This is a genomic window from Xanthomonas graminis pv. graminis, from assembly GCF_030168915.1.
Lineage (GTDB): Bacteria > Pseudomonadota > Gammaproteobacteria > Xanthomonadales > Xanthomonadaceae > Xanthomonas_A > Xanthomonas_A translucens.
On record NZ_CP076255.1, the window covers coordinates 2,035,001 to 2,048,161 of the forward strand.

Consider the following 13,161-nt stretch of genomic DNA (forward strand, 5'->3'; position numbering starts at 1 on the left):
CCCGCAGATCGGCCTGGTGCTGAGCCAGGACGGCCCGCGCACCGATGTGGCCGACACCATCACCTACCGCTATTACCTGACCGCCGACGAATCCGGTTGCGTCAGCACTGGCGGCGCCTGCCATCGGGCAGGGGACTTGTATCAGGTGATCGATGCGCTGGGCCGGGCCACCACCTATGTGGCCTACGACCGCAACGGCCGCCCGACGCGCACTCAGGACGCCAATGGCTTGATCCGCGACCTCACCTACACCCCGCGCGGCTGGGCGGCATCGAGCACGCTGCGCGCGAATGCCGACGGCACGCCTTCGGACCAGGATCAGACCACGCTCATGGCCTACGATGCCGTGGGCAGCGTCAGCAAGGTCACCGATCCCGACGGAACGTTCGTCACCTACGGCTACGACGCTGCGCATCGCCTGACCGACGTGACCGATGGTGCCGGCAACAGCATCCACTACACGCTGGACGCCTCCGGCAACCGGGCCAAGGAAGACACCAAGGACGCGTCCGGCGCGCTCAAGCACACGCTGTCGCGGATCTACAACAAGCTCGGCCAGTTGGCGACGCAGGCCACCGCCGAGGCCGATCCCACCGACTTCAGCTACGACAGCAACGGCAACGTCCAGCTGGTCACCGATGCCCTCAAGCGCAAGACGCAGACCGACTACGACCCGCTGAACCGGGTCAAGCAGGCCCTGCAGGACGTCGGCGGCATCGCCGCGAAGACCCAGTTCGAGTATGACGCGCTGGACCGCACCACCAAGGTCACCGACCCCAAGGGGCTGGCGACGAGTTACCAATACAACGGCCTCGGCGATCTGCTGAAGCTGACCAGCCCCGACACCGGCGTGACCAGCTACACCTACAACAGCGCCGGCAACCTGCTCACCCAGACTGACGCGCGCGCCACCAAGACCAGCTACATCTACGACGTGCTCGGCCGCCTGGCCAAGGCAACCTACGCGGACAAGGCGCTGATCGCGAGCTATACCTACGACGCCCGCCAGACCATCTGCGCCACCGGTGAAACCTTCGCCCTGGGTCGCCTCAGCAAGCTGCAGGACGGCAGCGGCCTGACCCAGTATTGCTACGACCGCTTCGGGCGCTTGGTGCGCAAGGTGCAGACCACCAACGGCAAGGCGCTGACGGTGCGCTATGCCTACACCAAGGGCGGCCGTCTGAGCCGGGTGACCTACCCGGACGGCGCGGTGGTGGACTACGTGCGCAATGCGCTGGGCCAGGCGACGGAAGTGGGCGTCACCGCAGCCGGCGGCACCCGGCAGAAGCTACTCGGCGGCGCCAACTATTACCCATTCGGCCCCATCGCCGGCTGGTCCTACGGCAACGGCCGGCCGCTGCAGCGCGTGCTGGACCAGGACTACCGCCCGCAGGCGATCCAGGGCAGCCGCAGCGACGGCCTCAACATCGGCTTCGCCTTCGACCCGGTCGGCAACCTCACCGCGCTGACCGCGCCGGGCAATACGGCTCCCGTGGTCAGTCTGGGCTACGACACGCTCAGCCGCCTGACCGCCTTCAAGGACGGCCCGACCGGCACGGTGATCGACGGCTACAGCTACGACGCCACCGGCAACCGCCTCAGCGCGCAGGTCAACGGCAGCACCCAGGCCTACAGCTACCCGACCGACAGCCACCGCCTGGCGAGCGAGGCCGGCGCCGCGCGCAGCTACGATGCGGCGGGCAACACCACGGCCATCGACGGCAAGGCACGCGAGTTCGCCTACGATGCGACCGGGCGCATGAGCCAGGCCAAGCGCGGCGGCACGCTGGCGATGGAGTATCGCTACAACGACCGCGGCGAGCAGGTGCGTCGCTTCCTCGGCACGACCAACACCTACACGCTCTACGACGAAGCCGGGCACTGGCTGGGCGACTACGACAGCAACGGCAAGGCGCTCCAGCAAGCCATCTGGCTCGACGACCTGCCGGTGGGTGTGCTGGCCGGCACTGCCTTGAACTACGTGCAGCCGGACCACCTCGGCACGCCGCGGACGGTCATCGACCGGTGCGCGACGTGGCGATCTGGAAGTGGGACATCAAGGGCGAAGCGTTCGGCAACACGCCGCCGGACCAGGACGCGGATCGCGATGGCACGGCGTTCGTGTTCGGCATGCGCTTTCCGGGGCAGCGCTATGACGGTGCGACGGGGCTTAACCAGAACTATTTCCGAGACTATGATGCTGTCACTGGGCGGTATTCGCAAAGCGATCTAATCGGGCTGAGTGGATGTAGCAGCACTTATGCATACGTGCTGAGTGGCCCTATGGGCTCGGTAGATTATTATGGTCTAGAGACGGCGGTAATATTGTCGGGGTTTGCGCCAGGAAACCCTTTTGGGCATATAGCTGTCGCGGTGACTGGCCGTGGCATCTACAGCCGAGGAACTAGCCATGACTGGGGGTCAAGCTTTGATAAATACATGTCAGACCAGCTTGGCGATAGATTTGTGGAGGTAGTCACTCTTAAAACTACTCAGAAACAAGAGGCAGAGTTGGTTGAAAAAATCAAAAGCGATGGCGGATTCAACTCCGATTCGCAACGCTGTTGAGGACCTCCTCGGAGAAGACTTCGAGGGGCGTTTTGAATCCGAGTATCTTGCGCGGACGATTGTAGAGTCGCTGTTCGATCCATCGCAGGTGCGCATCGGTGATGGTGCTGAAATCGATGTGTCGTGGCAAGTACTGGCGCGTCAATCCGTTGGCATTTTCGTTGCTGCCTCGCTGCCATGCGCAGTACGGATCTGCAAAATAGAAGTCGCTCTGCAAGCAGGCGGCAATGAGCCGATGATCGGCGAATTCCTTGCCGTTGTCGGCGGTGAGGGTGTGCACCGTGTGGCCTAGGCCGCCCAGGCGCTGGACGATGGCGTTGCGCACGTTCTCGGCGGTGCCGTCAGGCGAGTAAGCCAGCAGATGCAGGCGACTGCGGCGTTCGGTCATGCTGACCACCACGGCCTTTCCGTGTGAGGCCCGGAGGGTATCCAGCTCCCAGTCGCCGATGCGGCTTCGCTGCTCCACCACGCTGGGGCGCTGTGTCCAGCTGCGCCGATGTGTCAGCTGTCCGCGGCCATCGCGCACGCCCCGCCGACGGCGCTTGCGGCGGCGCTTGCGTAGATGCGTGAACAACTGGCCACCGCGCTTGTGGTCAGCGTAGATGTGCCGATAGATCCATTCGTGACTGGCCAGGCCGGTGCGACCGGCAATCTGTTCCGGGCTGAAGTCCTCGCTCAGCAGGACCTCGATCTGTGCGATGCGCTCAGCGTCGATGCGTGGACGCCGGCTGGCCTGCGTGCGCCGATGCTCGCTGATGCGCTGTGCGTGATCTGGCAGATAGTGCCGAGCGTGCTGATTGCGGCGCAGTTCGCGGCTGATCGTGCTGGGCGCGCGCTCCAACGCATCGGCGATGGCCCGCATCGACATCCCGGTTTCATATAACGCATGCAAACGGTATCGTTCGGCCTGGTCCAGGCGGCTGGATGACATGGGCAACTCCACTTGGCGGTGAAGTCGCTCAAGTCAGGTCGCCGGGCCACTTCACAACCGTTGGTGTTGCGAATCGGAGTTGAAGCCGCCGATGCAAAAAACCCGTATCATGTTTTCTCTAGTAATTGCGCAACGACAGTTGAAGCCGGGTTGAGCAGTATTGGAATCGATGCTGGTGACTCTATACTTCCAAGCAGCACATTCATGAATTTATTGGGCAGCGATGCCAAGAGTGGCTATTACCTTATGCCCAAGGGTGGCAGGGTTCCTGCTGGTCTCTCAAGTTACAATCCGAGTCATTAATATAAGAATGGAGAATGAAGGTGAAAATAATTTCATTGTCGGTCTTTGTTTTTGCCATATTGATGAACGGAGTTGGCTGCTCGGTTGGCGAAAAGACTGTATATGGAAACTTGCAGGCGCTTGACCTCCAATATACGGAAAACAAAAGTGATCTGCTTGTCGCGAAGATTGAGGGTCAAAGTGCTGTGCGTTTCCGAGTGGGGGGGGAGCGTGTTTGGTGGGCATTGAACAAATTGAGTGGCGGATTCAACTCCGATTCGCAACGCTGTTGAGGACCTCCTCGGAGAAGACTTCGAGGGGCGTTTTGAATCCGAGTATCTTGCGCGGACGATTGTAGAGTCGCTGTTCGATCCATCGCAGGTGCGCATCGGTGATGGTGCTGAAATCGATGTGTCGTGGCAAGTACTGGCGCGTCAATCCGTTGGCATTTTCGTTGCTGCCTCGCTGCCATGCGCAGTACGGATCTGCAAAATAGAAGTCGCTCTGCAAGCAGGCGGCAATGAGCCGATGATCGGCGAATTCCTTGCCGTTGTCGGCGGTGAGGGTGTGCACCGTGTGGCCTAGGCCGCCCAGGCGCTGGACGATGGCGTTGCGCACGTTCTCGGCGGTGCCGTCAGGCGAGTAAGCCAGCAGATGCAGGCGACTGCGGCGTTCGGTCATGCTGACCACCACGGCCTTTCCGTGTGAGGCCCGGAGGGTATCCAGCTCCCAGTCGCCGATGCGGCTTCGCTGCTCCACCACGCTGGGGCGCTGTGTCCAGCTGCGCCGATGTGTCAGCTGTCCGCGGCCATCGCGCACGCCCCGCCGACGGCGCTTGCGGCGGCGCTTGCGTAGATGCGTGAACAACTGGCCACCGCGCTTGTGGTCAGCGTAGATGTGCCGATAGATCCATTCGTGACTGGCCAGGCCGGTGCGACCGGCAATCTGTTCCGGGCTGAAGTCCTCGCTCAGCAGGACCTCGATCTGTGCGATGCGCTCAGCGTCGATGCGTGGACGCCGGCTGGCCTGCGTGCGCCGATGCTCGCTGATGCGCTGTGCGTGATCTGGCAGATAGTGCCGAGCGTGCTGATTGCGGCGCAGTTCGCGGCTGATCGTGCTGGGCGCGCGCTCCAACGCATCGGCGATGGCCCGCATCGACATCCCGGTTTCATATAACGCATGCAAACGGTATCGTTCGGCCTGGTCCAGGCGGCTGGATGACATGGGCAACTCCACTTGGCGGTGAAGTCGCTCAAGTCAGGTCGCCGGGCCACTTCACAACCGTTGGTGTTGCGAATCGGAGTTGAAGCCGCCAGTAAAGAAAAAGAAATTTACTCGTTCCCAGTCAATGGATTGACCCCTGCTTGCCGCGCGATTGATAAACTTAAGGAGAGCGTGCGCTTGGATGGAGATTTTGAGAAAAAAGCCTATTCGACTTGCAAGAAGTGAAGGCTATGCAAGGCGAGATCTCAGGTCCGCGTAGGAGCTTTTTGATGCTGCGGTCAGCCTTCAACTGATCGCATATCTGCGCTCTTCATGGCAATCTGTCTCCGTCGTCAGGCCACTTCACCCACCATGGTTGGGGACGGGGGCCAGAACCTCCACCCAAGCGCCAACGACTAGAGGCCTCGCATGCGAGGCCTTTGCTTTTTGCGCCTGAGAGCCCTTGGCCAGGTAGGGGCGGGCGTGAGAAGGCAGTCGGCCGCAAGACATCACGCGCGGCGAGACCGGCCGCCTCTACGTTCGTTTGCGCATTCCTGCGGATCCTGCAGGCGCGCTTCGGTCGCAAAGTCGTCAAGCGCAGCACCGGCCAGGTGTTCGGCCGTGCTGCGATCCACTGTGCGCTTGCTGTTGCAGCAGCGCCATGCATGCTCGAGGCTTCGCAGCATCGGCCCTCAGATGGATCCGGGCTGGATCAATGCTTGGGCAGCTTTGTGCTGCAAGGCCCCGAGGCATGCGTCGTTGCTCAGTTGCGGGCGTTGTCGCGCGCCTTGCCGACTTCGCTCTGGATCTTGCCGGCGCCGTTCTGAAGTTTGCCTTCGACTTCCTTCAGCTTGTTGCCGGTGACCTTGCCGACAACTTCTTTAACGGTGCCCTTGATCTGGTTCTTGGCGCCTTCAGTGCGATTCTTGTCCATCGTTAACTCCGCGAGTAAGTGAATGCCCTTGAGCGGGCATCGCCACGCTGCGCGCAGTGCGGTGTGCCTTCGGTGAAGATCGAGCGCATTCGAGAGCGACGTTTAGGCGCTGGAAAGTTTGAGTGTCGGGGCGATGTTCCAATCCAGCGCGGTTGCGTCGCCAGGCGCCAATCACGCTGATCGGTGCTTTCGCCATCCGGCCAGCCTTGGGAAAGGCCGGCAATCGCCTGTTGGCGGCGTTGTCGCTTTTCTCAGCATGGCCCGCGCTCCGCCTTGCGCGCGCCATGCGAGGCGGGTGATTGCAAACGGGCGCCGAGGCGTTTGTCTCTCCCGGCGGCTACTTCCTGCGCCGCACTTGCCCAAGTCGCTTCGCGACGACCGACTCGCGGCTTGCGGATCGTCAACCGGGCTGCGGCGCCTGGTACTCGAACACGCTGACGCTGCGCGGCGGCGCCATGAAGTCGCTGGCGCCTGCCGGCATCGTGTCAGCCTGCAATGTCTCGTCGGTGGACAGCACCAGCTTCCAGTGCAGTTCCTGCTCGGCCGACGGCAGCACGAAGTTCACGCCTTCGTGGTAGGCATTGATGACGATGAGCAGCGTGTCGTCGTTGGCCAGCTCCTTGACTCCGGAGGTCTGCGCCTTGCCTTCCAGCACCAGTCCGATCGCACGCGCGCCGGCCTCGGTCCAGTGCGCCTCTTCCATCTCCGTGCCGCCGGGATTGAGCCAGGTCAGGTCGCGCACGCCGGCTTCTTCGTTGTACTGGCCGTTGAGGAAGCGCCCGCGGGTCAGGATCGGGTAGCGCTTGCGCAAGGCGCTCAGCGCCTTGACGAAGTCGGTCAGTCGGCCCTCAGTGGGGTCGTTGTCCCAGTCGAGCCAGGTGATCTCGTTGTCCTGGCAATAGGTGTTGTTGTTGCCGCCCTGGGTCTGGGCGCGCTCGTCGCCGGCCAGCAGCATCGGCGTGCCTTGCGCCAGCAGCAGCGTGGCCAGCAGGTTCTTGCTCTGCCGTTCGCGCAGTTGCAGGATGTCGGCGTCGTCGCTGGCGCCTTCCGCGCCGTAGTTGCAGGAGCCGTCGTTGTTGGAGCCGTCGCGGTTGTCCTCGCCGTTGGCGTCGTTGTGCTTGTCGTTGTAGCTGACCAGGTCGCGCAGGGTGAAGCCGTCGTGCGCGGTGATGAAGTTGAGCGAGGCCCACGGGCGGCGGCCGCGGCGATCGAACAGGTCGGCTGAGCCGGTGAAGCGGGTCGCGAACTCGGCCAGCATGCCGTCGTTGCCCTTCCAGAAGGCGCGGGCGTTGTCGCGGAACTTGTCGTTCCACTCCGACCAGCCCGGCGGGAAGTGGCCGACCTGGTAGCCGCCCGGGCCGCAGTCCCAGGGCTCGGCGATCAGCTTCACTTCCGACAGCAGCGGATCCTGGTTGCAGGCGTCCAGGAAGCCGCCGCGCTGGTCGAAGCCGGTGGGTTCGCGGCCGAGGATGGTGGCCAGGTCGAAGCGGAAGCCGTCCACGTGCATCTCGCCGGCCCAGTAGCGCAGCGAGTCGTTGACGAGCTGGATCACCCGCGAGTTGCTCAGGTTCAAGGTGTTGCCGGTGCCGGTGTCGTTGATGTAGTAGCGCTTGTCCTCGGCCAGGCGGTAATAGCTGGCGTTGTCGATGCCGCGGAACGACAGGGTCGGGCCGAGTTCGCTGCCTTCGGCGGTGTGGTTGTAGACCACGTCGAGGATGACCTCCAGGCCCTGGCGGTGCATGGCCTTGACCATGTCGCGGAACTCGTCGCGGTGGCCGCTGGCCAGGTAGCGCGATTTGATCGCGAAGAAGCCCAGGGTGTTGTAGCCCCAGTAGTTGCGCAGGCCCTTGTCGAGCAGGTGCTGGTCGTCGAGATAGGCGTGCACCGGCAGCAGTTCCACCGCGCTGACGCCCAGCGCCTTGATGTAGCGCAGCACCGGTTCCTGGGCCAGTCCGGCGCAGGTGCCGCGCAGTTCCTGCGGCACCTGCGGGTGGCGCATGGTGTAGCCGCGCACGTGCATCTCGTACACCAGGGTGTCGCTCCACGGGGTCTGCAGGCGCGCGTCGTCGCCCCAGTCGTAGGTGTCCTCGACCACCACGCACTTGGGCATGAACGGCGCGCTGTCGCGTTCGTCGAAGCTGAGGTCGCCATCCGGGTGGCCGACGGTGTAGCCGTAGAGTTCGTTGGCCCAGATCAGGTCGCCCTCGATTTCGCGGGCGTAGGGGTCGAGCAGCAGCTTGTTGTGATTGAAGCGGTGACCCTCGCCGGGCGCATACGGGCCGTGCACGCGATAGCCATAGCGCTGGCCGGGTTGCACGTCGGGCAGGTAGCCGTGCCAGATCTCATTGCTGTACTCGGGCAGGTCCAGCCGCGTTTCCGCGCCGGCGTCGTCGAACAGGCACAGCTCTACGCGCGTGGCGTGCGCGGAGAACAGGGCGAAGTTGGTGCCCTGGCCGTCGAACACGGCGCCGCGGGGAAAGGGGCGTCCTTGGCGGATGCGCGAGGGAGTGGCGTAGACGGCGCTGGCGGGGGGGGGGCGCATCGGGGGAGGGCTCTCGGCCGGCATGCCGGCATGGGGAAAAGAGCACAAGCATTGACGCGGGTGCCGTGCAGGACGCGTCATGGCCTTCCGAGGGAGGCGTGGGGAGCGCGCGGTACGGCGCCGAATCCGCTGCGCCAATGCGAAGCATCCGCCATCGGGCAGATGCTTCGTGTGCGGCCTGTGCTGCGGCAGCACTCGGGCTGGCGCAGCGGTTCAGCGCGGCAGGTCGAACAGCAGGAATTCCGCGTCCTGCGCGTCAGCGAAGTCCAGTTCGGTCTCGTCGACGATCTGCGCTGCGTCGCCTGCTTGCAGTGCCTGGCCATTGACCGTCAGCGCACCGCGGAGGACCTGCACGTAGGCGCCGCGTCCGCTGGCCAGCGGGTAGGCGATGCGCTCGGCGCCGTCCAGGATCGCCGCATAGATCCGCGCATCCTGGTGGATCCGCACCGCGCCGTCCTCGCCCTGCGGCGCGGCGATCAGGCGCAGCTGGCCGCGCTTGGTCTGCGCGGTGAAGTGCTTTCCCTCGTAGCCGGGGGCGATCCCGGCACGTTCCGGCAGCAGCCAGATCTGCAGGAAGTGCAGCGGCTCACTGGCGGAGTGGTTGAACTCGCTGTGGGTCACGCCGGAGCCGGCGCTCATGCGCTGCACGTCGCCGTAGCGCAGCACCGAGCCGTTGCCCATGCTGTCCCTGTGCTCCAGCGCGCCGTCGAGCACGTAGGAGAGGATTTCCATGTCGCGATGCGCATGGGTGCCGAAGCCCTGGCCCGGCTGCACCCGGTCCTCGTTGATCACCCGCAGCGGCCCGACGCCCATGTGGCGCGGGTCGTGGTAGTGGCCGAAGGAGAAGGTGTGGCGCGAGGACAGCCAGCCGTGCTCGGCGCGGCCGCGGCTATCGCTGGTGCGGATCTGCAACATGGGAAGCTCCCGGTAGTGGCGGTATGTGCAAGTGGATCGATAGGCAGGACGCTCGCGATATCCGCTTGATGTCGTGGCTGTCTAGCGCTGATGACGAGTATCCGCACTATCACCGGGTTTGAAAAACGGATAGATTCGGTACCTATCATCGAAAAATTCGAATGCTCATGATCAGCCTCGACGCGCTGCAGATCATCGACGCCATCGACCGCCGCGGCTCGTTCTCGGCGGCCGGCAAGGCGCTGTACAAGGTGCCGTCCACGATTTCCTACACGGTGGCCAAGCTGGAGCAGGACCTGGGCGTGCAGTTGTTCGAGCGCCTGGGGCCGAAGGTGGTGCTCACCGCGGCCGGGGCCGAGTTGCTGCGCGAGGGCCGGCACCTGCTGCGCGCGGCCGCCGATCTGGAACTGCGCGTGCGCCGCGTCGCCTCCGGCTGGGAGACCGAGTTCGCGCTGGGTCTGGATTCGCTGTTCGCGCCGGACTGCCTGGCCGAGGACATCGCCGCGTTCTATGCGGTCGCCGACCGGACCCGGCTGCGGATCGTGCAGGAATCGCTGTCCGGCACCTGGGAGGCGCTGCTGGACCGGCGCGTGGACTTGCTGCTCGGCGCGGCCGGGGAGGGCCCCAGCGGCGGTGGCTATGTGGCCGAACCCTTCGGCACGCTGGCGTTCGTATTCGTGGTCGCGCCCACCCATCCGCTGGCGCAGGCGGCCGAGCCGCTCGGCCGCAGCCAGCTGGCCGAGCATCGTGCGATCGCGGTTGCCGATTCGGCGCGGCGGCTGCTGCCGCGCACGGTCGGGCTGCTGTTCGGCCAGGACGCGCTGACCGTGCCGGACATGCGCAGCAAGTACCTGCTGCACTTGGCCGGCCTGGGTTTCGGTTTCCTGCCCGAACCCTACGCGCGGGCGGCGCTGGCGTGCGGCGCGCTGCTGCGCAAGCAGGTCGAGGAGCCGAAGCCGGACGAGGTGTTCCAGCTGGCGTGGCGCAGCGGCGAGGAAGGCGCGGCGCTGGCCTGGTGGCGCACGCGCATGCGCCAGCCCGGCGTGTTCGAGGCGTGGCTGGCGCAGTTGCAGGCGCGATTGGACTGAGGGTGGGCGGGTCTGTTCCGCCGGTGCTGTGGCGTTGCGCGCGCCGGGCGTCGCTGCCGGGAGGATAATGCCGCATCCTTTCTTCTCCCAGGCGCAGGCACGGCCATGCAAGAACTGATCGCGCGTTACGGCCTGGGCCTGGTCTTCGTCAATGTGCTGGCCTTGTCGCTGGGCCTGCCGGTGCCGGCATTGCCGACGCTGATCCTGGTCGGTGCGACCTATGCGCTGCTCCACGGCAGCGCGGTGTGGAGCGGGTTGCTGGCCGCGTTGTCGGTCTCGATCGTGGCCAGCCTGATCGGCGACCTGGTCTGGTTCGGCGCCGGCCGCCGCTACGGCAACCGCACGCTGCAGTCGCTGTGCCGGCTGTCGCTGTCGCGCGATACCTGCATGAAGCAGACCGAGCGCTTCTACACCCGCTGGGGCGTGCGCGTGCTGGCGGTGGCCAAGTTCGTGCCCGGCCTGTCGATGGTGTCGGTGCCGATGGCCGGGGCGATGCGGGTGCGGCCTGGTCAGTTCCTGCGCTACGACGCGCTGGGCGCGGCGCTGTGGGCCGGTTGCGGGCTGCTTCTGGGCCTGGCCTTCGCCGACCAGGTGCAGGACGTGCTGGACTGGCTGAGCCTGCTCGGCACGCGCGCGGTGCTGCTGCTGGCGGGCCTGCTCGTGCTCTATATCGGCTATCGCGCGTGGCGCCGGCATGCGTTGCTGAAGTCGATGGAGACGTTGCGCATCGACGTCGACGAACTGTACGCGTTGATGCAGGGCGAGGCGGTGCCGGTGCTGCTGGACATCCGCGCGCCGGGCTATCGGGCGATCGAGCCGTTCGCGATTCCCGGTGCGCTGGAGGTGGACGATCGCCGCATCGACGCCATCGTCGCGGCGTTGCCGCGCGATCGCAAGATCGTCATCTATTGCGCCTGCCCGAACGAGGTGTCGGCGGCGGTGCTGGCCACGCGCCTGCGCCAGCGTCACTACGAGGATGTGCTGCCGCTGCGCGGCGGGCTGCACGCGTGGCGTGCGGCGGGCTATGCGGTGATCGGGCTGGACGGCAGCGCGGTAGCGCAGGCGCCCGATGTCGGCGGCAAGGTCGCTGCGTAAAGGCGCGCGCGCTCAAGCCGCGGGCAGAGGCAAACGCAAGGCAAAAAAAACGACAAGCGCAGGCTTGTCGTTTTTCATCTGACTGGTGCGCCCGGAGAGATTCGAACTCCCGACCGCCTGGTTCGTAGCCAGGTACTCTATCCAACTGAGCTACGGGCGCGTCGTCAGGCGCGGGATTATTCCCGAGTTCTGCCGATTCGTCTACAGCGGCATGCGCCGATGCGCCGTCGGGCTGCGCGCCACGTTGCGCGCGCACGCCTGCAAATGGCCGGCGAACACGCAAAAAAAAAACGACAAACCGAGTCTGTCGTTTTTCATCTGACTGGTGCGCCCGGAGAGATTCGAACTCCCGACCGCCTGGTTCGTAGCCAGGTACTCTATCCAACTGAGCTACGGGCGCGTCGTCAGGAGCGGAATTATTACCGAGTCGCCTGGACCCGTCAATGCCCTTCGCGAAAAAAATCAGCCTGCGCTGCCGGGCAGGGCCTGCGCCACGGCCGCCGGCCGTTGCATCCCGGCGAAAGGGGGGGCGCCCAGCTGGGCCGCATCCGTGAGTGCAGATCGAGCCTGCGCCGCATCATTTTGCGCAGCAGGGCGAGCAGCGGGGTCTCCGGCGCCATCCAAATGGCGCGCGGCTACGCCGAGCGCCGGCAGCCTCAGCAGCGCCTGGCGCCGCGTCGCGGGAATGCGTGCGAGCAGCGACCCGCGCTGGCCATCGCCGACGCGGGCCGGCAGCGCCGCGCTCGCCAGCGCGTGCATGCTCACGCGTGGCGCGCGGCGCCGAAGTGGTCCAGCACCACCGCCTCGCTGCGGCCGGGGCGGTAGCCGCCCTGCAGCGCACGCGCGACGTAGTCGATCGCCGCCTCGCAGGCCACCGGCAGCGCCAGGCCCTGGCACAGTTGCGCGGCGATCGCGGCGGCGAGGGTGCAGCCGGTGCCGTGCGCCTGCAGTGCCAGCCGCACATGGCTGAAGTCGCTGCGGCTGACGCCGTCGTCGTAGCGGTCGATCACCCGCGGGCCTTCGTCCAGGTGGCCGCCCTTGAGCAGCACCGCCTGCGCGCCGGCTGCGAGCAGCGCGGCGGTGGCGTGCTCGGCGTCGTCGCCGTGCTCGATCGTGCGGCCCAGCAGCAGCTGCGCTTCCGGGGCGTTCGGGGTGACCAGCGTCGCCAGCGGCAACAGGCGATGGCGCAGCGCATCCAGCGCGTCGTCCTCGAGCAGCTTGGCGCCGCTGGTGGCGACCATCACCGGATCCAGCACTACGAACGGCGGACGGTATTGCTCCAGCGCATCGGCCACCAGGTGGATCACCGCGGCATTGGCGAGCATGCCGAGCTTGACCGCGCCGATGTCGAAATCGGCGAAGCAGGCGTCGATCTGTGCGCGCAGGAACGGCAGCGGCGGCACGTGCACCGCGCTGACCCCGCGGGTGTGCTGCGCGGTCAGTGCGGCCACCGCCGACAGGCCGTGCACGCGGTGCGCGGCGAAGGTCTTCAGGTCGGCCTGGATGCCGGCGCCGCCGCCCGAGTCGGTGCCGGCGATGCTCAGTGCGGAGACGACGGTGGGTTCGCTCATGCGCCGATTGTGCAGCGCCGGCCGTGGCTTGG

Annotated in this window: 11 protein-coding genes, 2 tRNA genes and 1 pseudogene; 5 read left to right on the forward strand and 9 right to left on the reverse strand. The window is 65.7% G+C overall.

Features of this window, described 5'->3' with window-relative positions; translation table 11 throughout:
• Positions 1 to 13: 13 nt before the first annotated feature.
• Positions 14 to 2,568, forward strand: a pseudogene (locus tag KHF85_RS20625) (RHS repeat-associated core domain-containing protein).
• On the opposite strand, the gene KHF85_RS08930 reads toward KHF85_RS20625, so the two are convergent.
• Positions 2,543 to 3,499: an IS30 family transposase gene (locus tag KHF85_RS08930; RefSeq protein ID WP_009597007.1), complete on the reverse strand. Its 957-nt coding sequence runs from the start codon at positions 3,497 to 3,499 to the stop codon at positions 2,543 to 2,545. The pseudogene KHF85_RS20625 and the gene KHF85_RS08930 overlap by 26 nt on opposite strands.
• Before the next feature lie 317 nt (positions 3,500 to 3,816).
• On the opposite strand from KHF85_RS08930, the gene KHF85_RS08935 reads away from it, so the two are divergent.
• Positions 3,817 to 4,074 (forward strand): hypothetical protein, encoded by a 258-nt coding sequence (locus tag KHF85_RS08935; RefSeq protein WP_284569292.1) that lies wholly within the window; start codon positions 3,817 to 3,819, stop codon positions 4,072 to 4,074.
• On the opposite strand, the gene KHF85_RS08940 is transcribed toward KHF85_RS08935, so the two are convergent.
• Positions 4,049 to 5,005: an IS30 family transposase gene (locus KHF85_RS08940; RefSeq protein WP_009597007.1), complete on the reverse strand. Its 957-nt coding sequence runs from the start codon at positions 5,003 to 5,005 to the stop codon at positions 4,049 to 4,051. The genes KHF85_RS08935 and KHF85_RS08940 overlap by 26 nt on opposite strands.
• Positions 5,006 to 5,017: 12 nt before the next feature.
• Between KHF85_RS08940 and KHF85_RS08945 the strand changes: the two genes are divergently transcribed.
• Positions 5,018 to 5,230, forward strand: a complete 213-nt coding sequence (locus tag KHF85_RS08945) for a hypothetical protein (RefSeq protein ID WP_284569293.1) — start codon at positions 5,018 to 5,020, stop codon at positions 5,228 to 5,230.
• A gap of 517 nt (positions 5,231 to 5,747) precedes the next feature.
• Here the strand turns inward: KHF85_RS08945 and KHF85_RS08950 are convergent.
• The 3 genes from KHF85_RS08950 to KHF85_RS08960 all read right to left on the reverse strand — a co-directional run bounded on the left by KHF85_RS08950 (position 5,748) and on the right by KHF85_RS08960 (position 9,375).
• On the reverse strand, positions 5,748 to 5,918 hold the full coding sequence (locus tag KHF85_RS08950) for a CsbD family protein (RefSeq protein WP_009604403.1): 171 nt from the start codon (positions 5,916 to 5,918) through the stop codon (positions 5,748 to 5,750).
• 400 nt (positions 5,919 to 6,318) lie between these two features.
• The gene (gene glgX / locus KHF85_RS08955; protein ID WP_284569294.1) at positions 6,319 to 8,460 is read right to left on the reverse strand and encodes a glycogen debranching protein GlgX; all 2,142 of its coding nucleotides are present in this window, start codon (positions 8,458 to 8,460) and stop codon (positions 6,319 to 6,321) included.
• 213 nt (positions 8,461 to 8,673) lie between these two features.
• Entirely contained in the window at positions 8,674 to 9,375 is a 702-nt protein-coding gene (locus KHF85_RS08960) for a pirin family protein (protein WP_284569295.1), read from the reverse strand.
• A gap of 161 nt (positions 9,376 to 9,536) precedes the next feature.
• Here KHF85_RS08960 and KHF85_RS08965 point away from each other — a divergent pair, with 161 nt between their 5' ends.
• Together KHF85_RS08965 and KHF85_RS08970 are read left to right on the forward strand one after the other, a co-directional pair.
• Positions 9,537 to 10,463 carry a LysR substrate-binding domain-containing protein gene (locus KHF85_RS08965; RefSeq protein ID WP_284569296.1) on the forward strand — a complete coding sequence of 309 codons (927 nt, stop codon included), beginning with the start codon at positions 9,537 to 9,539 and terminating at the stop codon, positions 10,461 to 10,463.
• Between the two features lie 105 nt (positions 10,464 to 10,568).
• Positions 10,569 to 11,558, forward strand: coding sequence for a DedA family protein/thiosulfate sulfurtransferase GlpE (locus tag KHF85_RS08970; RefSeq protein WP_284569297.1), 990 nt, complete (start codon positions 10,569 to 10,571; stop codon positions 11,556 to 11,558).
• Positions 11,559 to 11,641: 83 nt separating this feature from the next.
• Here the strand turns inward: KHF85_RS08970 and KHF85_RS08975 are convergent.
• The 4 genes from KHF85_RS08975 to thiD all read right to left on the reverse strand — a co-directional run bounded on the left by KHF85_RS08975 (position 11,642) and on the right by thiD (position 13,129).
• Positions 11,642 to 11,718: transfer RNA gene (locus KHF85_RS08975), tRNA-Arg, on the reverse strand.
• A 163-nt stretch (positions 11,719 to 11,881) separates the two neighbouring features.
• Positions 11,882 to 11,958 (reverse strand) — tRNA-Arg (locus KHF85_RS08980).
• A 62-nt stretch (positions 11,959 to 12,020) separates the two neighbouring features.
• Entirely contained in the window at positions 12,021 to 12,317 is a 297-nt protein-coding gene (locus tag KHF85_RS08985; RefSeq protein WP_284569298.1) for a hypothetical protein, read from the reverse strand.
• A gap of 2 nt (positions 12,318 to 12,319) precedes the next feature.
• On the reverse strand, positions 12,320 to 13,129 hold the full coding sequence (gene thiD, locus KHF85_RS08990; protein ID WP_284569299.1) for a bifunctional hydroxymethylpyrimidine kinase/phosphomethylpyrimidine kinase: 810 nt from the start codon (positions 13,127 to 13,129) through the stop codon (positions 12,320 to 12,322).
• Positions 13,130 to 13,161: the final 32 nt, after the last annotated feature.